The 18,997-nt window shown below is 69.4% G+C and carries 16 protein-coding genes and 2 tRNA genes; 4 read left to right on the top strand and 14 right to left on the bottom strand.

Features of this window, described 5'->3' with window-relative positions; translation table 11 throughout:
- Positions 1–42: 42 nt before the first annotated feature.
- The 3 genes from BX283_RS17045 to BX283_RS17035 form a co-directional block, all read right to left on the bottom strand.
- A complete protein-coding gene (locus BX283_RS17045; protein WP_101388447.1) occupies positions 43–1,980 on the bottom strand; it encodes a kelch motif-containing protein in 1,938 nt (645 codons plus the stop codon).
- Complete coding sequence (locus BX283_RS17040) at positions 1,977–3,968, bottom strand: glycosyltransferase family 2 protein (protein ID WP_101388446.1); 1,992 nt, start codon at positions 3,966–3,968, stop codon at positions 1,977–1,979. The genes BX283_RS17045 and BX283_RS17040 overlap by 4 nt, the downstream gene beginning before the upstream one ends.
- A 504-nt stretch (positions 3,969–4,472) precedes the next feature.
- Positions 4,473–4,546, bottom strand: a tRNA-Lys gene (locus BX283_RS17035).
- A gap of 193 nt (positions 4,547–4,739) precedes the next feature.
- On the opposite strand from BX283_RS17035, the gene BX283_RS17030 reads away from it, so the two are divergent.
- From BX283_RS17030 to BX283_RS17020, 3 genes are all read left to right on the top strand, one after another.
- A complete protein-coding gene (locus tag BX283_RS17030) occupies positions 4,740–6,320 on the top strand; it encodes a peptidoglycan-binding protein (RefSeq protein WP_101388445.1) in 1,581 nt (526 codons plus the stop codon).
- Positions 6,321–6,331: 11 nt separating this feature from the next.
- Entirely contained in the window at positions 6,332–7,483 is a 1,152-nt protein-coding gene (locus BX283_RS17025; protein ID WP_373979181.1) for an SPFH domain-containing protein, read from the top strand.
- Positions 7,484–7,632: 149 nt separating this feature from the next.
- Positions 7,633–8,223 (top strand): lytic polysaccharide monooxygenase, encoded by a 591-nt coding sequence (locus BX283_RS17020; protein WP_101388443.1) that lies wholly within the window; start codon positions 7,633–7,635, stop codon positions 8,221–8,223.
- A 234-nt stretch (positions 8,224–8,457) separates the two neighbouring features.
- Here the strand turns inward: BX283_RS17020 and BX283_RS17015 are convergent, their stop codons facing one another.
- From BX283_RS17015 to BX283_RS17005, 3 genes are all read right to left on the bottom strand, one after another.
- Complete coding sequence (locus BX283_RS17015) at positions 8,458–9,975, bottom strand: MFS transporter (RefSeq protein ID WP_101388442.1); 1,518 nt, start codon at positions 9,973–9,975, stop codon at positions 8,458–8,460.
- Between the two features lie 127 nt (positions 9,976–10,102).
- The gene (locus tag BX283_RS17010; protein ID WP_101388441.1) at positions 10,103–10,585 is read right to left on the bottom strand and encodes a group II truncated hemoglobin; all 483 of its coding nucleotides are present in this window, start codon (positions 10,583–10,585) and stop codon (positions 10,103–10,105) included.
- The gene (locus tag BX283_RS17005) at positions 10,582–11,133 is read right to left on the bottom strand and encodes a hypothetical protein (RefSeq protein WP_101388440.1); all 552 of its coding nucleotides are present in this window, start codon (positions 11,131–11,133) and stop codon (positions 10,582–10,584) included. Before BX283_RS17005 ends, BX283_RS17010 begins: the two co-directional genes overlap by 4 nt.
- A 448-nt stretch (positions 11,134–11,581) precedes the next feature.
- On the opposite strand from BX283_RS17005, the gene BX283_RS17000 reads away from it, so the two are divergent.
- Positions 11,582–11,770 (top strand): hypothetical protein, encoded by a 189-nt coding sequence (locus BX283_RS17000; protein ID WP_306822807.1) that lies wholly within the window; start codon positions 11,582–11,584, stop codon positions 11,768–11,770.
- A gap of 48 nt (positions 11,771–11,818) precedes the next feature.
- On the opposite strand, the gene BX283_RS16995 is transcribed toward BX283_RS17000, so the two are convergent.
- The 8 genes from BX283_RS16995 to ehuB all read right to left on the bottom strand — a co-directional run bounded on the left by BX283_RS16995 (position 11,819) and on the right by ehuB (position 18,964).
- The gene (locus BX283_RS16995; RefSeq protein WP_143676431.1) at positions 11,819–12,499 is read right to left on the bottom strand and encodes a DUF6082 family protein; all 681 of its coding nucleotides are present in this window, start codon (positions 12,497–12,499) and stop codon (positions 11,819–11,821) included.
- 592 nt (positions 12,500–13,091) lie between these two features.
- Positions 13,092–14,177 carry a hypothetical protein gene (locus BX283_RS16990; protein WP_101388437.1) on the bottom strand — a complete coding sequence of 362 codons (1,086 nt, stop codon included), beginning with the start codon at positions 14,175–14,177 and terminating at the stop codon, positions 13,092–13,094.
- Positions 14,178–14,918: 741 nt separating this feature from the next.
- Positions 14,919–14,992, bottom strand: a tRNA-Lys gene (locus BX283_RS16985).
- A gap of 73 nt (positions 14,993–15,065) precedes the next feature.
- A complete protein-coding gene (locus tag BX283_RS16980) occupies positions 15,066–15,824 on the bottom strand; it encodes an IclR family transcriptional regulator (protein WP_101388436.1) in 759 nt (252 codons plus the stop codon).
- Between the two features lie 177 nt (positions 15,825–16,001).
- Positions 16,002–16,787: an ectoine/hydroxyectoine ABC transporter ATP-binding protein EhuA gene (gene ehuA / locus BX283_RS16975; protein ID WP_101388435.1), complete on the bottom strand. Its 786-nt coding sequence runs from the start codon at positions 16,785–16,787 to the stop codon at positions 16,002–16,004.
- Positions 16,777–17,454, bottom strand: coding sequence for an ectoine/hydroxyectoine ABC transporter permease subunit EhuD (gene ehuD / locus BX283_RS16970; RefSeq protein WP_101388434.1), 678 nt, complete (start codon positions 17,452–17,454; stop codon positions 16,777–16,779). Before ehuD ends, ehuA begins: the two co-directional genes overlap by 11 nt.
- Positions 17,454–18,113, bottom strand: a complete 660-nt coding sequence (ehuC, locus tag BX283_RS16965; RefSeq protein WP_101388433.1) for an ectoine/hydroxyectoine ABC transporter permease subunit EhuC — start codon at positions 18,111–18,113, stop codon at positions 17,454–17,456. Before ehuC ends, ehuD begins: the two co-directional genes overlap by 1 nt.
- Positions 18,110–18,964 (bottom strand): ectoine/hydroxyectoine ABC transporter substrate-binding protein EhuB, encoded by an 855-nt coding sequence (gene ehuB, locus BX283_RS16960; protein ID WP_101392404.1) that lies wholly within the window; start codon positions 18,962–18,964, stop codon positions 18,110–18,112. Before ehuB ends, ehuC begins: the two co-directional genes overlap by 4 nt.
- Between the last annotated feature and the right edge of the window lie 33 nt (positions 18,965–18,997).

The following is an 18,997-nucleotide window of genomic DNA, read 5'->3' as shown; positions in this document are numbered from 1 at the left end:
ACCAGCCATCCACCGGCCCGCGGACGAACCACCGGCAACCCGCTACGGCACCTCCACCCACACCGCCCGCGACGGCACACCCTCCCCGTTCGTCACGAACAGCATGTACCACCCCGGAGGGACGAGGTTGCGGTTCTTGGGGACCGTGACCCTGACGCCGTCCGGCGTCTTCGCCACATCCAGCGCCACCGACCGCTGATCGATGTCCGTGACGTGCGTCGTCGCGCTGGGGCGGATCAGCCGGGCCGACTTCACCGCGCCCGCGTCCTTCGACTTGAACACCCCGCTCCCGCCCCGCGAGAGCGACTTCGGCCCCTCCCCGAGGTCGGGCCGGTCGCCGCCCTTGTACAGGTACGGCGGCGTGTAGATCTCGATGCGCTGCTCGAACACACCCGGCTTGGTGTCGTCCTTGTCCCCGTACAGCGAGTCCCCGCCGAACGTGACGACCCGCCCGTCGGGCAGCAGCATCGACCCGGAGTGGTAGTCGCGGCCCACCTCCGGGTCGGCCACCCGCCGCATCGAGTTCGTCTTCGCGTCGTAGATCCGCGCCTGGTGCAGGTCGGAGCCGCCCCGGCCCCGGTAGTCCTTGGAGCCGCCGCTGATCAGCATGGTGTCGTCGGGCAGCACGGACGTCATCGGGTACCGCGTCCCGTCGGACAGCGAAGGGCCGTCCTTGAACGACGGGTTGGGGTCCTTGAGGTCCACGATCCGGGTCTTCTTCGACGACTCGGCCGACTCGCCGACCCCGCCGCCGCCGATCACCATGTACTTCTCGTCCTGGGCCGGAGGCATCAGCACCGTCCCGGACGTCTCCATCCGGCCCGGGTCGCTCAGCCCCGGGATCTTGGTGAACTTGTTGGAGGCGAAGTCCCAGATGCCCGGGTCACGGCCGACGTTGTCCGGCCCGTACCCCGCGTTCGACCCGGAGTAGAACAGCTTGCCGTTCTGCAGCAGGAACACCGCCGGGTAGGTCGGGAACTGCATGATCCCCTTGGTGTACGTCCACTTCTTCGTCTTCGGGTCGTACACCTCGTTCTTGCCCGGCACCAGCTGCCCGATGTCGTCGAGCCCGGAGAGCGCGAGGACCTTGCCGTCGGCGAGCGTCGTCAGCGTCGGGTACCAGCGGGCCTCGTTCATCGGGTCGACCGTGATGTACCGCTCGGCCACCGGGTCGAACTCGTAGGCGTCCCTGATCCCCTGGAAGTCCTTCTTGTCCAGGGCGAGCTTCTGCGCGATGCCGTAGACGTTGCGGGTGTCGGAGCCCTTGAGGCCCTGGATGCGGTAGTTGTCCTCGGTGCCGGTCTCGTGCTCGGTGCCGGACTCCTCGGCCTCGACGTAGATCCGCCCGAGCCCGGCCTCGGTGCGCAGGAACTTGCCGGTCTTCTTGTCGAAGACCTTCTTGGCGCGCTGGACGAGGACGGGGTCCTTGGAGACGAACGTCTTGGCGTTGGACTTGCCGGTGAACCGGGTGCCCGCGGGCAGCGTGATCGGCTTGTCCGGGTCCTCGTTGTGGACGATCATCAGGCCGCCGGCCTTGGTGACGTCGCCCTTGAGCTTCTCGTACCGCTTGGTGCCGCCCGCGATCAGCAGCTTGCCGTCGGCGAGCTGGGTGTGGCCGGTGCAGAACAGGTCGTTGGGCGTGGGGATCTTCTTGAAGGTGTTCTTGTCCGGGTCCCACAGCACCGTGTCGAACTTCTTCGCGTCGAAGTTCTTGGCGTTGTTGCCCGACCCGGCGACCAGCAGCACCTTGCCGGTGTGCAGCAGCGCCGCGTGGATCGTGTTGAGCCGGAACTCCTTGGGCATGGCGACCATGTCCCAGTGGCCGTTGTCCGCCTTGTACCCCGGCTGGTTGATCTTGTAGTCGTGGTACTGGTCCGAGGAGAACCGGTACAGCCAGGGGCCGTTGGCGCCCGCGAGCGCGACGACCACCGCCGTACCGATCGCCCAGCGGCGGGTACGGCGGGTCGGACGGAATCTCATTGGTTACGTCCCCCAAGGGCGATCTGCACGGTCTGGTCGGCGGGCTCGGCTGGCTCGGCGGGCGGTCCGGCGGGCGGCTGCTGGGGCTCGCCCTGCGGCGGCTGCGGCTGCTGCGGCGGCGCCCCCGGCGTCCACTGCGGGCGTTCCTGCTGATGCGGCCCCTGCTGCGGCTCGGACGGCGAGCGCCTGCGCTTGCCGCGCTTGCGCTTCTCCGCCCGTACGGTCCACCGCCAGCCGAGGATCGGCGCGGCCGTGATCAGCATCGCCAGGGTGGCCCAAGTGATCATCGCGGGGTGGCTGTGGCCGTTGAAGAACGAGGATATGAGCGAGCCGCCGAACAGGGCGATGAAGAACAGGTGGATGCGGAAGGTGCCGAAGAGGGTGTCCGGGCTGGACGAGTCGCCCTTGGGGGTCACCACGAAGGAGCTCTTGCGGCGCAGTACGGCGTCCATCAGCGAGCGGGCGTAGATGGGCGCGGAGAGCGCCGACATCACCATGCCGGCCACTCCGCCGGAACCCTCCGGCTCGTGCGGGGAGACGTTGTGGCGCCGGTTCCAGATGTAGAGGCCGATCTGGAGGGCCGAGGCGTTGCCGTACAGCATCATCCAGATGACGGGGTCGATCTGCACGCCCGAGGCGCCCAGGCCCAGGAACAGGGCGCAACTGAGCGCCGCCAGGATCCAGTTGAGGGCCGACATCGGGTAGAAGATGATCATCATCGTGTAGTTGAAGAGCTTGCCGGTCGGCAGCGTGCCGAAGCCCTTCCAGTACTGCTTGAGGATCGTCTCGTACGTGCCTCTGGACCAGCGCAGCTGCTGGGTGAAGAAGTCGGTCCAGGCGGTCGGGCCCTCGCCGACGGCCAGCACGTCCGGGGTGTAGACCGAGCGCCATTTGCGGCCGGTGGCCGGGTTGGTGGCGCGGTGCATCTCGAAGCCGGTCGCCATGTCCTCGGTGATCGAGTCGTACAGGCCGCCGATCTGCTTCAGCGCGCTGATGCGCACGGCGTTGCTGGTGCCGACGAACATGGGCGCGCCGTACTTGTTGCCGGCCCGCTGGATCAGCGCGTGGAAGAGGAACTGCTGGGACTCGGCGGCCTTGGTGACGAAGGTGTCGTAGTTGCCGTAGACCTGCGGGCCGATGACGAAGCCGACGTCCGGGTCGCGGAAGTAACCGAGCATCCGCTCCAGGTAGTTGGGCAGCGGCACGTGGTCGGTGTCGACCGAGGCGAAGAAGTCGTACTCGCCGCCGTGCGCCTCCAGCCAGGCGTTGTAGTTGCCGTGCTTGGTCTTGGCGCGGTGCGGGCCCTTGGGCTGGTTCCAGCGCGCGACGCCCTTGCGGGAGAAGTGGTGCACGCCCAGGCGCGCGCACACTTCCTTGACCGCCGGGTCGTCGCCCTCGTCGAGCAGCCAGACGTGCATCAGACCGCGGTGGCGGATGCGGACCGCGGCCTCCAGGGTCTTGGTCACCATCTCCAGCGGCTCCTTGCCGGGCACGAAGGAGGTGAGGAAGGCGACCTTGGTGCCGGTCTCGGGCACCACGGGGATGGGGTCGCGCGCGACCAGCGTGGCGTGCGCGTTGGAGAGCACGTTCATCGTCCGGAAGAGCTCGATCAGGCCGATCGAGACCAGCATGACGATGTCCAGGACCAGCAGGGACTGCGAGGCGTGGTCGCGCTTGGTCCAGTGCTCGGGCTGCATCAGCCAGGCGAACAGACCGAGCGAGACCAGCGGGGCCGCGCCGAGCAGCAGGGCCGCGCGTATCCGGTGCGGCTCCTGGGAGAGCAGCGACCGGTAGCGCACGCGGTACGGCTTCGCCGGGTCCGGCTGGGTGAGCGGGCCGGCCAGCCTGCTGTAGTGCTCGTAGTCGTAGCGCGGCAGCGACTTCTTCAGCCGCTGCCTGGCCCCGGGCCGCAGATGCGGCGGGAGCCGGAGCTGAGTGGTCTGGGACGGGTCGTCGTGGTGCCGGGCGCCGGTCGGCGTCGACGTCATGAGTCATCCCCCCGCACGCAAAGGTCACGTTGCGTGTGTGTCGTTGTTCCGTCGTCCGCGTCGGTCCCCCTCGACCCCGCGGACGTACTGATGGGCGGTCAAGGGGCGGGCCACACCCCTTGATCCAGACATGGGAGGAGGCTCTTCCGGTTGCATGATGCCTTCATCGGCACCGATTCATGAACAGGGCCCCCACCCCGAGGTCCGCGCAACCGGGACATTCCCCTCCGAACCACACACGCGGCCTCCAAGTGATGGAGCCGCACACCCCCTTGGGACCGATGTCCCCCAGCCAGGTTTCTACGCCCAGCGGCTTGATCGCAAGGGTGAAACGCGCTGTTTACCGGTCATACGAGGGCTTTACGGGGCGCTTGTGCAGGGCGTGCGGATTTTGGGTGATGCTCCCGTGGGAGCACCACGCGGCGCACGGCGCGGGAGGCGCTGGCGCGCGCCCCAGAACGACCACAGTCCCCTCACCGATGGTGAGGGGACTGTGGCTGTCTGTGCGCCGCCAGGGACTCGAACCCCGGACCCGCTGATTAAGAGTCAGCTGCTCTAACCAACTGAGCTAGCGGCGCCTGCTGACACCGAGAACTCTACCGGACTCGGAAGGGTGGTTCTGACCAGCGCCACGCGGTGAGATGTTCGTTTCATCCGTTTTGATCCGTCAAAATGCGATTTATGTGGACGGTTGGAAAGCTGTGGCCCGTGCAGAAGCGCAGAAAAGATCTTCAACGACCACAAGATCGCCGAGAGCGGCAGGTGACGCCCATGACGGTGCCGGTGTTCGAGGAGTACGAGCCGGCGGGCGAGTGCGGCTGCGCCGGGTGCGCGGACCGGCGGCGGACGGCCGCCCTGCCGCTGCGCGCCGGGGGCCACCCGGCCGCCCACGGCGCCCGCCGCGCGCTGGTGCTCGCGACCGCGGCGGGCGTGGTCCTCGGCGCCGGGACCGCGGCCGCCGCCGTGCGCGCGCCGGGGCCGGAGACCGGTCACGACCGGGCCGCCGACGGGGGCGACGCCGTCGGCCTGGACGCCGGGCCCGTGACCGAGCAGGGCGCCGCAGGCGCGCTGCACGGGGGCGCGGCCGTGCCGCCCGACGAACCGCCGCCGCGCAAGCTCCAGCCGATGACCCGGGCCGACATCATCAACCGGGCCAAGAAGTGGATCGCCGCGCAGGTCCCGTACAGCATGGAGAAGTACTGGTCGGACGGGTACCGGCAGGACTGCTCCGGGTTCGTCTCGATGGCCTGGAACCTCGGCACCAACGAGTGGACCGGCAGTCTGGGCAACTTCGCCGTGCGGATCACCAAGGACGAGCTCCAGCCCGGCGACATGCTGCTCTTCCACAACCCCGACAACCCGACGCGCGGCTCGCACGTGGTGATCTTCGGCGGCTGGACGGACTACACGCACACCTACTACATCGCGTACGAGCAGACGCCCCCGCTGGCCCGGAAGCAGGCGACGCCGTACGGGTACTGGAGCAATTCCAGCAGGTATCTGCCCTACCGCTACAAGGGCGTCGGCGCCGGCACCGGCGGCCCGGCCGTCGACCCGCCCGCCGCGTCGGCGGCGCTCGCCGTGGACTTCCCCGGCGCGGCCGCGTTCGGGCCGGGCGCCAACAACGCGTACGTCACCCGGCTCGGCCAGATGCTGGTGGCGCGCGGCGGCAAGCGCTTCTACACCGAGGGACCCGGCCCGCGCTGGGGCGCGGCGGACCGCAGGGCCACCCAGGCGTTCCAGCGCGCCCAGGGCTGGACCGGCCGCGAGGCCGACGGCCTGCCGGGCGCCCAGACCTGGAGCCTGCTGGTCCGGGGCGCGGGCAAGGACATCCCGGCCGGGAGCCCGCCCCCGGCGGCGACCACCCCGCCCCAGCCACCGGCCGAGCCCGCGGTGGCGCAGGTGCCGGTGGTTCAGCCCGCTGTGGCCGAACCCGCGGTGGCCCAGCCTCCGGCAACCCCAGTCCCGGCAACTCCGGTCCCGGCGGCCTCGACCCCCACGGCCCCGGCCCCGACCGGCCCGCCCCCTCCCGCGCAGGGCCCCCCGGGCCCGCTGGGCGCGCCCGGCGCTCCCGGCGGGCCGACCGTCGCCGCGGCGGCGGGCTGGACGCACGTGCCCGCCTTCCCCGGCAAGGCGTACTTCCGGCCGGGGCAGTCCAGCGCGTACGTGACCGAGCTCGGGCGGCAGCTCCTGCGCAAGGGGTTCGGGCGGTACTACACCTCCGGCCCCGGCCCGCGCTGGAGCGAGGCCGACCGGCGCAACGTCGAGGCGTTCCAGCGCGCCCAGGGCTGGCGCGGCGGCGCGGCCGACGGATACCCCGGCCCCGAGACCTGGCGGCGGCTGTTCGCATGACGGAGGCATCGATGCAGAAGACGACGGACCCCGTGCCCACCCCCGACGACGGGGTCCCCGGGCCCGGCCCCCGCCGGGTCGCGGTGATCAGGGGCGAGACCACCGCCGAGATCCCGGTGCACCTGCTGTTCCGGGACGACACCGCGCCCACGCCCGTGGTCCCGCAGCCCGGGCCGAAGCCGACGGCCGCCCCGGCCCGGCGCGCGGCCCGGCCGGTGCCCGTGCCGGGGCGGCCCGCCCCGCCCGGCGACCCCGGACTCGTGGAGCGGCCCGGGCCCGTGGTGCCGGGGGCGGTGGCCGTCGCGGCGGGGCTGGCCGCGCTCGCGGGGTGCGCGGCGGTGGTCTGGTCGGCCGGGCTGCTTCCGGCGGCGGTGACGGACGCGCTGCGGCTGCCGTCGTATACGTACGCCGGTGGGCACGGCGGCATGGGGCCCGCGCGCTGGGCGCTGCTCGTGCTCGGCACGGCCCTCGCGGTCGTCTGCTTCGGCGGGCTCGGGCGCGGCCGGGTCGGGTGCGCCTGGGTGCTCTCGCTCTGCGGCGACTACCGGGGGAGCGTGCGGCGCACGGGGCTGGTGTGGACGAGCCCGCTGCTGCTGCGCCGCCCGGTCGACGTACGGCTGCGGCACTGGCGCAGCGAGCCGATGCCCGCGGTCGACGCGGACGGCACGGCGCTGCGGGCCGTGGTGCTCGTGGTGTGGCGGGTCAGGGACACCGCGCGGGCGGCCCTGGCCGTGGAGGACCACGTGGTCTATCTGCGCGACCAGGTGGAGGCGGCGATGGCCCGGGTCCTGTCCCGGCTCCCGGCCGACGCCTTCCACGAGGACGCCCCGACCCTGCGCGACGCGGAGGCCGTCGGGGACGCGCTGACCCGTCTGCTGAAGGCGGAGGCGGAGCCGGTCGGGATCGAGGTGTACGCGGCGCAGCCCGTCCGGATCGAGTACGCGCCCGAGGTGGCGGCGGCGATGCGGCGGCGGCGGGTCGCGGCGATCGACGCCCGGCACCGGGACGAGGTGCTGAGCTCGGTGGTGGACGCGGTCGACGACACGGTCGCCCGGCTCACCTCGCGCGGTCTGGTCGAGCTGGACGACTACGAGCGCAGGGTGCTGGTGAAGGACCTGACGGTGGCGTTCTACACGGGCCGGGGCGGGTCCGAGGGCGCCTGAACGCGGGGGAGCCGCGGGGCCGAAGCCGGGTGGTGATTGGTCTGGACATGCTCAACTGGCGGGAATAGCCTGTGAGTTGGTCCAGACCAGATTTACGCACGCGTGCGCCACGGCCTCGGAACTCCCCCACGTTCTCCAGGAGCGTCAGCATGCGAAAGAAGAAGCTGGGCGCGGCCGCGGTCGCGCTCGCGGCCGCGGGCACCTCCCTGCTCGCCACATCGAGCGCCAGCGGCCACGGCTACACCGACCAGCCCCTGAGCCGCCAGAAGGTGTGCGCCAACGCGCACGCCTGCGGCGAAATACAGTGGGAGCCGCAGTCCGTCGAAGGCCCCAAGGGGTTCCCGGCCGCGGGACCCGCGGACGGCCGGCTCTGTGCGGGCGGCAACGCGCGCTTCGCGGAGCTCGACGATCCGCGCGGCGGTACGGGCTGGCCGACCACACGGCTGACAGCGGGTCAGACGTACACCTTCCGCTGGCAGTTCACCGCGCGGCACGCCACGACGGACTTCCGGTACTACCTCACCAAGCAGGGCTGGGACCCGGCCCAGAAGCTCACCCGGGCGGCGCTGGATCCGCAGCCGTTCCTGACGGTCCCGTTCAACGGCAAGCAGCCGCCGCCGACGCTGTCCCACGACGGCACGATTCCCTCCGGGAGGAGCGGGCATCATGTGATCCTGGCGGTGTGGACGATCGCGGACACGGGGAACGCGTTCTACGCGTGCTCTGACGTGCAGTTCTGAATCGCCCGGTCTTTGTCTTCGGGTGAGTGGTGGGCTGGTCGCACAGTTCCCCCGCGCCCCTTAGATGGCGCTCCGCGGCAATCCCCGGGGCGGCCCGGAGGGCGCTCTTAGGGGCGCGGGGAACTGCGCGACCAGCCACCCACACACCCGCAGGCGACACGCGAACGACCGCCGGGCGGGCTCGAAGTGAGCCCGCCCGGCGGTCGCGTACGTATTCGCGTACGTATCTGAGGCTCACGCCACCAGCTCGCCCTCCGGCTCGGCGGCCGGCACCGGGGCCTGCGCGCTGGTCCCGCGCAGCAGGGCCACCGCCACGCCCGCCGTGACCAGGAGGAGGACGGTGCCGCCGACCGCCGCGTACTGCAGGCCGTGCACGAAGGCCTCCCGGGCCGTCGCCACCAGTGCGTGGTCGGTGCTCGCGACGGCCGCGCCCAGGGTCTCGCGGGCGGCCGGCGGGGCGGAGTTCGGCATGTCGGAGCGGTAGACCGCGGTGCCGACCGAGCCCAGGACCGCCATGCCGAGCGCGCCGCCGAACTCCTGCCCGGTCTCCAGGAGCGAGGCCGCCGAGCTGGCCTTCTCGGCCGGGGCGGAGGCCAGGGCCATGTCGGAGACCAGCGCCATCACCGTGACGATGCCGCTGGCGATCACCGCGGCGCCGGTCAGCAGGATCCAGAGCGAGTCGGTGCCGGTGAGGGCGAGGACGCCGTAGCCCACCGAGGCGATCGCGAAGCCGGCCGCGATGACCGGACCCTTGCCCGCCTTGGCGGCGACCGCGGTCGCCGTCGGGGCCGCGATGCCCACCGCGACCGACGGGGCCAGCGACCACAGGGCCGCCTCCATCGTCCCCATGCCGAGCACCGACTGGAGGTACTGCGTGGTGAAGTACGCCGAGCCCATCATCGCGAAGGCGGCGACCGCGTTGAGCGAGATCCCGGCGCCGAAGACCCGGTCGCGGAACAGCTCGCGGCTGATCATCGCGTCCTTCCGGGTGCGCTGGCGGCGGACGAAGACCCAGCCGACCGCGAGGCCCGCGAGGACGGACAGCAGCCGCGCCGTGCTGAAGCCCTCGGCGGCGAACTCCTTGAGCCCGTAGACCACCGGCAGCACCGCGCCCATCGACAGCGGCACGCTCAGCAGGTCGAACCGCCCCGGCGCCGGGTCCTTGAACTCGGGGACCAGGGCCGGGACCAGGACGAGCAGCAGCACCATCGCGGGCACGTTGATCAGGAAGACCGAGCCCCACCAGAAGTGCTCCAGCATCACGCCGCTCATCACCGAGCCGAGCGCGATGCCGCCCGCCATGGCGCCGGACCAGATGCCGATCGCCTGCCCGCGCTGCTTGTCGTCGCGGAACATGCTGCGGACCAGGCCCATCGTGGAGGGCATCAGGGTCGCGCCGCCGACACCGAGCAGGGCGCGGGCGGCGATGAGCATCTCGGCGCTGGTCGCGTACGCCGCCGTCACCGAGGCCAGGCCGAAGGCCGCAGCTCCGATCATCAGCAGCTTGCGGCGGCCGATCCGGTCGCCCAGCGAGCCCATCGTGATCAGCAGTCCGGCGAGCGCGAAGGCGTAGATGTCGAAGATCCACAGCTGCTGGGTGGCGCTCGGGTCCAGCTCGCGGGTGATCGAGGGGATCGCGAAGTAGAGGACGGAGACGTCCATCGAGACCAGGAGGAGCGGCAGCAGGAGGACGACGAAGGCGGTCCACTCCTTGCGCCCGGCGCGGAGGTTCGTGCTCGGTGAGTGCGTCATGACAGGAACTGTACGGGCGTTTAATACGTCTGTCTAGAACAGATGTATAAGACATGCGTACGGCCCCTCCCGGAGTCCCCGGGAGGGGCCGTACGCAAGCGAGTTGAGGCGAGTTGAGGGGTCCGGGCTAACCGTTCGGGCGCCACGGCGGGGTCTGGTTCCAGCCCCACTTCGGCACCGTCGCCCCCGTCCCCTCCACCGGCGGCGGGTTCGGGCCCGAGTAGACGAGCGCCATCCGCGTGCCCCACTCGATGTAGTACGCGAACACCGCCCGGAACTCCGGGTCGTCCGGCAGCCCCACCTCGTCCGCCGCGTCCATCAGCAGCGAGATCCAGCGCCGCCGCTGCTCCTCGGTGATGCCGCGGCCCACGTGGCGCCCGGCCATGTGGTCGTGGCCGCCGTGGGCCGCGGTGTAGTCGGCGGGACCGCCGAAGACCTCGGCCAGCCAGATCGCCACGTGATGGGCGTGCTCGGCCGGGGCGCCCGCGAACACCGGGGCCAGGACCGGGTCCTTGTGCACATGCCCGTAGAACACCTCGGTCAGGCGGTCGAGTGCCTCCTGGCCGCCCATCCACTCGTAGACGCTGGGGATCCCCGGAGCGTCGCTCATGCGTTTTCCTCCTCGGCGGGCCCCGACGCGCGGTCGGGACCCTGGGCGCGGACTTCCCGTACGCGCTCCAGGGAGTCGCGCAGCTCCCCGAGCCAGTCGTCGGTGTGACTCTGTACGAGCCGTACGCACCAGGCAAGGGCGTCGCTGCGACTGCGGGCCACCCCGCCGGCCACCAGGGTGTCCAGGACCTGGCGTTCGGGCTGCTTGAGGCGGGTCATGACGGGCGCCGCGACCTGCGTGAACATCGCGCGCCGACCACCGCACTCGGCACCCCACGACACCTTGCGCCCGTACCGGTGCTCGGCCTCGCGGGCCACGGCGATCCGCTCGTCGCGGGTGCGCTCGCGGAACTCCTGGATACGGCCGTCGAGGGCGGCGGCGCGCTCGGCGGGGGAGGCGTCGTCCGCGAGCTCCGGCTCGGGGACGCGCCCGATGACGGTGATCTCCTCGCGATCGACCACCACCTCGACCAGACGCTCGTAGAGACCGTCCGGAATGCGACCGGAGAACCAGCCGCGAAGCTGCTCGTGCTGTTCGGCTGTAATCATGTAATCAGCATTACTCGCGCATGGCGGGCTGCCAAGGGTGTTCGCCGTGGGCCGGAAACATGTATGGGCAACGCAAGAAGCCCCGCCGCCCGCAGGCGAGGTGAAGATCAGCCGTGTTCTCGCAGGGGTCGCTGACCCTTAACGTGGAACGGCGCGAGAGGTGCACGGGCGCGCCGGTCTCCCCAAGCGCCCACCACGCACGGTAATCATGCGCTACTTTCCTTTCGCGCTCGGTCCCCCCGAGCACAGGCCACCGCCTGACTCGGGGGCTTCGGCCTGCCATCAGCCGGTCGGTCTGACCATCAGGAGCGCGATCCAGCTGCCACCCATCACAGCGGCCCACAAATCGTCCGGCCAATCGCACGTCATGGCCATGTCAAGAACAGTGAGTGGTTACGTAGTGAAAATTGCGCGACGCCTCGGGGATTCGCCACGGGTTCGGGGATGCATGAACGAGACCAACTGCCCGGATGTCTTCGAGCTGAGCACCGGTGACTTCGCTGTCATCGGCGAGGACATGACCGACCGGCTTCGCGGCCAACTGCCCGACGACGCAGGCGTCGGCCCTGGGGAGCATGTTGTGGTCGTACCGCGCGACGTTCTCGTCAGGGCTCGTCGGGATATCCCTAAGGCCTAGGCGACCCGGTCGAACGAGGGTGGGGGGTGGTAGCCACTCGCCCTCGGCTCACCCATTCCGTCGCAACGGGGTCGCCAAGAGGGCCGCCTGATACGCCCGTTCGACCATTTCTGAGAACGCCGCCTCAACCGTGTCCGGGGGAATTTCGCGGGATCGCGCGACGCGCAAGCTCTCCCAGAATTCTCGCCATAGCGGGTTGGTAAACAAATACTGGAGGGAGGCTTCCACGTGAGCTGCGGTGTACGCGGTCTCGTAGAATAGAAAATGCATGGACAGTACTTGGTTCATATATAGATACTGCTTGTGCTCTAGCTCTGATCCGCCCGAGCTGTATAAAGGCCAGGTGACCGCAAGTTCAGGGTCATCGACGGCCATCTTGAGTATCGATATGTGGATGCCCCGCATCAAGGCTTCTGAAGTGCGGTGGAGCTCGCCGTTCGTCAGCCCGCTTACCTCGCACTGCTCTTGCAGGGATTCCTGCTGAGTCCTCAGCGCATCTCGGTGGAACTCCACTTCGCGCATCTGAACGCGAATGGCGCCGGCCATGTAGATGAGCACGGCTGTGGAGCTCACCGCCGAGGCGGCACCCAGTGCCTGACCTGCGTTACTGCTGTCCTGGGTCTGAAGCCATGGAATGCGAACGAGTAACAGGCTCAGCGCGACGCACGAGCAGCAGGCCGCAAAAATTGCGGCAAGCGCAAGAGCGACCTGCTTGGCGCGGGTATTCACTGAAATCTCGCCCCCTGGAATGGTGACGCATGGCAGGCTCCGCCAAGCCATTATCCGTCTACTCTGCGTCGTAAGCGCAAAGCGATTCGGACGCCAATCGTCCATATTCGAGTGCCTTTACAGGGGCGCCAGAATGCGTGCGACCTCTGGGGCGGCTGCGTCCCGGTACATCAAATGCATTCGTACCGGTTAGAACCATGGCCGGGTACGCGGTCGCATGAGCTGTACCGGCAAGTAGCCGTAACCCAAAATCGTGCTCCCGTGCGACCTCTGTGCGCCCCCCGCCTCGGATGACCAGCTACCGGCGCGACGGTCGACCACGACGTCAACTGAGGCAGTCCACCCAGGTGTAGATGCAACTGTCACTGGTGGTGTCCGGGCAGACGCACGCTACCGTGACGCAACCCTCGAACTCGTGTAGCCGATCGAGATCAGGCGAAGGATGAGGATCGCGCCCGGTCCGTGGGAGGGCAGGCAAGGCTGTGGGCACGTGCGGACCAGGTTCTCAGCCGCGCGGATGCCCCGGTTGTCGCGAATGCGGGTACAGAGATGCCCGACGGCACCGATCCGCTGAGCCGTCGGGCGTTGTTGATCACTTCAGCGTGTACGTCGTCTCGGCGGCCATCTTCCCCTCGGGGGTGACCACGACCCGGATCGTCCCACCGGGGCAGCAGACGTTCCGCCCCACCGTGATCTTCTCCGGCCCGATCTCACCCTTGTCGTTCGCTCGAACGAGACGGCGCTCAGTCCGATGCCATGAGAGGGTCGTCCCCGGACCTGCCAGCAGTGACACCCAGATCTCGGCACCCGGCTCGAAACCCTTACCGGTCAGCGAGAAGGCCTCGCCGGCCGACCCCGCCGCAGGCTCGACCGTCACCTTCGTCAGCGGCGAGCGCTCGCTGTCACGCGACAAGCCAGGGGTCGCACCACGCGATCCCAAGCCCCCAGCGGAGCCTGAGGCATGGCCGGTGGAGCCCGACTTTGGTGTCGACGGTGGACCGTTGTCCTTGAACCAGTTCGGGCCGTTCACGATCAGCGCCACGGTGATCGGGACCGTCAGGCCCACGAGGGTGCCCGCCAAGGCCAGCTTCTCCGTCCGCTTCCAGGGCTCCCGAGCATCGTCCTTCAACAAGATGTAGGTCGAAAAGCGCCGCCTCGCGACCCAGGTCGTCAGAAGCGCGAGCGCGGAGATGCAGGTGACGCTGAGGGTCGTCGGCCACCCAGCCGTGGCCGAGGCGATCAGGATGGCGATGACAGCCAGGACCGCTTCGACCGGCAGACACCTGTCGATGATGCGCCGCATACGGGCAGGCAGGAGCCGACGCAGCCGAATGGTGCGGGTCCGAAGGATCGCCTGGACTTCCTCGCAGAACCCCACCGGGAAGTGCTGCTCGCCCCCTTCAGCAGTCAGCTTGATCCGATCTGGTCTGGCCTCAAAAACAAAGACTTTATCCCCGGCCTTGTCGGAAACGGTCAAGTTATCGACGACGGTTGGTCGGCCTGCTGATCTCATGACAATCTCAATGGACGCCTCGGTGTAGACGACGTCCTCGCTGACTATGGAGAACTTGCGCTCTGAAGATGAGGGGAACTCACGTTCTACCGCCTCAACGAGGCGTTCGACCTGACCCCGGCGGATCAGGCGCCCGGAGAGCTCGCGCGAAACCTTACGCGCCATTGGCCGTTGAACCCTTCGCTCATGCCGCCCGTATAAGGAGTTTGAGTGGCGCTTCCCCGTGGGAGAAGTCTCCAGGCGCGCACTCGGTAGAACCCGCTCGCGGAGGCGTAGAACGAGAGCCGCCTTGAGCTACGTCGAAGGTTAGTGCATGCGTAGTCGGTCGAGCGGGGCGGGCGCCCCGTCACCCCTCGATCATGAGGAAGCGTTTTTCCGATCAGTATTAAATTCGCGGTCCTTTGGCCAAAGAAAAAACGTTTCTTCTTTGGGGTGATCGCCACCAAACCGGGCATTTTGTGTAGTCGTTTTGATGGAATTTCCAACACGGCGACTCGGAAGTCAACGTACGACCGTCCGGAGCCCTTGATGGCAACATGTCATGGGGCTCCCGGATTCCCTCCCCGAACGAGTTATAGGGGGTGCGCCCGGATCCCGGGAACTTGTCAGCGGGCGGGCCTGGGGCGAGGCGGCCGCGCCCAACACTCCAGGCAACGGTGCCGTGGGGACCCGCCACGTTGATCCGACGCGCAGTACCGGCGTACCGGAAACGCGCCGCGGCGGACCAACAACGAAGGCTCTGGTGCGCCCAGGGCGGTGGCGACGGTGACGAGGTCCGGTCGGCGCGGCCCGGTGCCTTCGCCTCGGCGCGGGTCCCAGTGGTGCCGTCAGTCCCTCGCTGGCACTTGGCCCCGAAAACGACCAAGGGCGTCCTCCCCGAAGGGAGAACGCCCAGGTCACAGACTGTGCGCCGCCAGGGACTCGAACCCCGGACCCGCTGATTAAGAGTCAGCTGCTCTAACCAACTGAGCTAGCGGCGCCTGCTGACAGAGAAAATACTACCTGGTCCGAGGGGGTGCTCCTGCACTCCGTCGGATTACGGAAACGAAACGCCTAGATCGCCAGCGAGAGCACCACCGGCGCCGCCCGTCGGTTCAGCGTGTCCGCCGCCGAGCGCAGCCGGTGGGCGTGCTCGATCGGGAGGGAGAGGGCCAGGCAGCCGACCGCCGCGCCCGCCGTGAGCGGAACGGCCGCGCAGACCGTGCCCACCGCGTACTCCTGGAGGTCGAGGACCGGGACCGTCGCGGGCTGGCTGTCCAGCTTGCTGAAGAGGACGCGCTCGTTGGTGATGGTGCGCGAGGTGAGCCGGGCGATCTTGTGGCGGGAGAGATGGTCGCGCCGGCCGTTCTGGTCGAGCTGGGTGAGCAGGCACTTGCCGACCGCGCTGGCGTGGGCCGCCGAGCGGAAGTCCACCCACTCGTTCACCTTCGGTGCGCGCGGGCCGTCCGCGTACTGCGTGATCTTCACTTCGCCGTCGATGTACCGGCTGATGTAGACGGCCGCGCCGACCGAGTCGCGCAGTTCGGTGAGCGTGGCCTGGAGCTTGGCCTCCAGGGCCTGCTGCCGCACCATGCCGGAGCCGAGCAGGACGGTGGAGTCGCCGATGACGTACGCCCCGTCGGCGACCTGCTCCACATAGCCCTCGCAGCGGAGCATGAGGAGGAGGGAGGCGAGGTGTGCGGTCGGCAGACCGGTCTCTCGTGCGATCTGGACGTCCGTCACTCCGCCTGCGTGCTTGGAGATCGTCTCCAGGACGCGGAAGGCGTACTGCACCGAGTGGAACGGCGCGGTCGGCTCGGGCTTCAGCGCCACGGTTTCCCCCTAGCAGGTCGAGGCTGCGAAGGTGGACAGCTTCACCTTTCCAAGATAGCCGCCAAGGCCCCTTTGCGGTGGGGGTGTTGACGAGATTGATGATGCGCCCCGGCCCGCAAGCTGGGGCGCATCCGTATGGCATATGCCAGAGTCAGGGTCACTGGCCGGAACGTGAGGTCAGAGCACCGCACCCAGGAACTCGCGCGTGCGTTCGTGCTCGGGTGCCGCGAAGATTTTCTCCGGCGGACCCGACTCGATGACCTTCCCGGAATCGAACATCATGACCTCGTCGGAGATGTCGCGCGCGAAGTTCATCTCGTGCGTGACGCAGAGCATGGTGATGTCCGTCGTCGTCGCGATGTCCCGCAGCACGTCCAGGACCCCGGCCACCAGCTCCGGGTCGAGCGCGGACGTCACCTCGTCCAGAAGCAGCACTTGGGGCCGCATGGCGAGGGCCCGGGCGATCGCCACCCGCTGCTGCTGGCCGCCGGAGAGCTGCGCGGGCTTGGCGTCGGTGCGGTCGGCGAGGCCCACCAGGTCCAGCAGCTCCTTCGCCCGCGCCTCGGCCTCGTCGGGCGAGAGGCCGAGCACCCGCACCGGCGCCTCGGTGATGTTCCGCAGCACGCTCATGTTGGGGAACAGGTTGAACTGCTGGAAGACCATCCCGATCTTCTTCCGGGCCTCGCGGCGCTCTCTCTCGGCGGCCGGAAACAGCCGGTCCCCATTGACCTGGATCGTCCCGGAGTCGGGCGTCTCCAGCGTCATCAGCAGCCGCAGGATCGTGGTCTTCCCGGAGCCGGAGGGGCCGATCAGCGTGACGTGCCGCCCCGGCCGCACCGAGAAGCACAGGTCGTCCAGGACGGTGGTGGAGCCGAACCGCTTGGTGACGTTGTCGAAGGTGATCAGGGGGCTGTCGGAGTCGGCGGGGACGGGCGTGTGCGCGGGGGAGAGGTCAGCGGGCAAGGCGGCGCTCCAGGGCTCGTACGAGAAGGGAAGCCGGATAGGCGATGAGGATGAAGGCGATGCCGACGACGGTCAGCGGCTCGGTGTACTGGAAGGTCGAGGCGCCCTCCAGCCGCGACTGCTGGAGGAGTTCGAGGACGCTGATCCCGGCGAGCAGCGGGGTGTCCTTGAGCATCGAGATCACGTAGTTGCCGAGTGCCGGAACGATCCGGCGGACCGCCTGCGGCAGGATCACCGCCAGCCAGGTCCGGTGCATGGGCAGGCTGAGCGCGGTGGCCGCCTCCCACTGCCCCTTGGGCACGGCGTCGATACCGGCCCGGTAGACCTGCGCGGTGTACGTCGAGTAATGCAGCCCGATGGCGAGGACGCCGGTGGTCAGGGCGGAGAACTTCACGCCCCACTCGGGCAGCACGAAGAACAGGAAGAACAGCTGCACCAGCAGCGGGGTGGTGCGGATGAACTCGGTGACGGCCGTCACCGGCCAGCGCACCAGCCGCGACGGCGCGCGCAGGCCGAGCGCCCACACCAGCCCCAGCGAGAACGAGATGAGCGAGCCGAGCGCCAGGACCTGGAGGGTGACGAGCACCCCGTCCCAGAAGCGCGGCATGAAGTCCCAGACGGCGGACCAGTCCCAGGAGGAGGACTGTGCCGCCCCAGCCGAGTACATCACTTGACCGTCACCCCCAGATTGGCCTTGGTGCGGCGCTCCAGCGCCTTCATGCCCCGGGTGATCCCGAAGGCGAGGACGAAGTAGACGACGAGGGTGACGCTGTAGATCTGGGCGCTGTCCTGGGTGGCGAGCCGGACCAGGTACGCGGCGAACGACACGTCGCCGACCCCGAGCAGCGAGACCAGGGCGGTGCCCTTGAGCAGCTCGACCAGCAGGTTGCAGAACGGCGGGATCATCTCCGGCACCGCCTGCGGCAGCAATACGAGCCGCATCCGCTGCCACGGCGTGAGGCTGAGCGCGATGCCCGCCTCGCGCTGGGCGCGCGGGACGGCGTTCAGGGCGCCCCGGACGATCTCCGCGCCGTACGCCCCGTAGGAGAGCCCGAGCGCCAGCACGGCCGCCCACATCGGCACCAGCTGCCAGCCGACCAGCGGCGGCAGCACGAAGAACAGCCAGAACATCAGGACCAGGGCGGAGGTGCCCCGGAAGACCTCGGTGTAGAAGCCGGCCAGGAACCGTACGAGCCGCGAGCGGTGGGTGCGGGCCATGCCGATCCCGAAGGCGACGGCGGCGGCCAGCGCCGCGCTGTACACGGTCAGCTGAACGGTGATCCAGATGCCCGGCAGCACCCAGTGCTGCCACAGTCCGGCCGTCATCGGCACAGCTCCTTGGCGGTGAGGGTGGTCATCTCGGCCCGGGTGAAGCCGAACGGCCGCAGGATCCGGAAGAGTTCGCCGCTGGAGCGCAGCTTGTTCAGCTCGGTGTTGAACGCGTCGCGCAGCGTGGTGTCGGTGGGCCGGAAGGCGAAGCCGCCGCCGTCGACCTTCTTCCTGCCGTCGACGACGGCGGCGAAGGGGGTGGTGGCCTCGGCGCGGCTGCTCTTGCGCACCACGGCGCGGGTGGTCAGCGCGGTCCCGGCGAACACGTCGACGCGCCCGGACTCCACCGCGTTCAGCCCGGCGACCTGGTCCTGGAGGATCACGATGTCCTTCTCCGGTATCCCGGCGGCGACCGCGTACTGGATCTCCGCGTAGCCGGTCCCGGTGGCGAAGCGGGCGCGGGTGCGCACCACGTCCTCGTACGTGTGCAGCCCCTTGGGGTTGCCCTTGCGCACGATGAACGCGTCGAGCATCTGGTACTCGGGGTCGGCGAAGAGGACCTGCGCGCAGCGCTCCTTGTTGATGTACATCCCGGCCGAGACCACGTCGAACTGCTGGGAGTTGAGGCCGGGGATGAGCGAGGAGAAGTCGGTGGCGACGGGCTGGACGCGGTCGATGCCGAGCCGCTTGAAGATCACCTTGGCCAGTTCCGGCGCCTCGCCGGTGAACCGGCCGTCCTCGTCGACATAGCCGTACGGGACCTCTCCGGCGATCCCGAGCCGTACCGTGCCCTGCGATCTGAGGCGCCCGAGCGCGTCGCCTTCGGGCACCCGGGAGCAGCCGGCGGCGGCCAGGGCCGCGCCGATGCCTCCGGCGAGAAACGTTCGTCGTGCAGTTGCTCGAACCATGGCGGCGCCGCTACCCGCGATCGACGCCGCCAT

It is taken from the genome of Streptomyces sp. TLI_146, from assembly GCF_002846415.1.
GTDB lineage: Bacteria > Actinomycetota > Actinomycetes > Streptomycetales > Streptomycetaceae > Streptomyces.
The sequence above is the reverse complement of the archived record's forward strand: the minus strand, read 5'-3'. Positions and strand labels throughout refer to the sequence as shown.

Excerpts from the sequence above, each read along its gene's own strand:
- BX283_RS17005 (WP_101388440.1), bottom strand. The coding sequence starts at position 11,133 with ATGATTACAGCCGAACAGCACGAGCAGCTTCGCGGCTGGTTCTCCGGT.
- ehuD (WP_101388434.1), bottom strand. The coding sequence starts at position 17,454 with ATGTACTCGGCTGGGGCGGCACAGTCCTCCTCCTGGGACTGGTCCGCC.
- BX283_RS17045 (WP_101388447.1), bottom strand. The coding sequence starts at position 1,980 with ATGAGATTCCGTCCGACCCGCCGTACCCGCCGCTGGGCGATCGGTACG.
- BX283_RS17020 (WP_101388443.1), top strand. The coding sequence starts at position 7,633 with ATGCGAAAGAAGAAGCTGGGCGCGGCCGCGGTCGCGCTCGCGGCCGCG.
- BX283_RS17025 (WP_373979181.1), top strand. The coding sequence starts at position 6,332 with ATGCAGAAGACGACGGACCCCGTGCCCACCCCCGACGACGGGGTCCCC.
- BX283_RS17015 (WP_101388442.1), bottom strand. The coding sequence starts at position 9,975 with ATGACGCACTCACCGAGCACGAACCTCCGCGCCGGGCGCAAGGAGTGG.
- ehuC (WP_101388433.1), bottom strand. The coding sequence starts at position 18,113 with ATGACGGCCGGACTGTGGCAGCACTGGGTGCTGCCGGGCATCTGGATC.
- BX283_RS16990 (WP_101388437.1), bottom strand. The coding sequence starts at position 14,177 with ATGGCGCGTAAGGTTTCGCGCGAGCTCTCCGGGCGCCTGATCCGCCGG.
- BX283_RS17000 (WP_306822807.1), top strand. The coding sequence starts at position 11,582 with ATGAACGAGACCAACTGCCCGGATGTCTTCGAGCTGAGCACCGGTGAC.
- BX283_RS17010 (WP_101388441.1), bottom strand. The coding sequence starts at position 10,585 with ATGAGCGACGCTCCGGGGATCCCCAGCGTCTACGAGTGGATGGGCGGC.
- BX283_RS17030 (WP_101388445.1), top strand. The coding sequence starts at position 4,740 with ATGACGGTGCCGGTGTTCGAGGAGTACGAGCCGGCGGGCGAGTGCGGC.
- BX283_RS17040 (WP_101388446.1), bottom strand. The coding sequence starts at position 3,968 with ATGACGTCGACGCCGACCGGCGCCCGGCACCACGACGACCCGTCCCAG.
- ehuB (WP_101392404.1), bottom strand. The coding sequence starts at position 18,964 with ATGGTTCGAGCAACTGCACGACGAACGTTTCTCGCCGGAGGCATCGGC.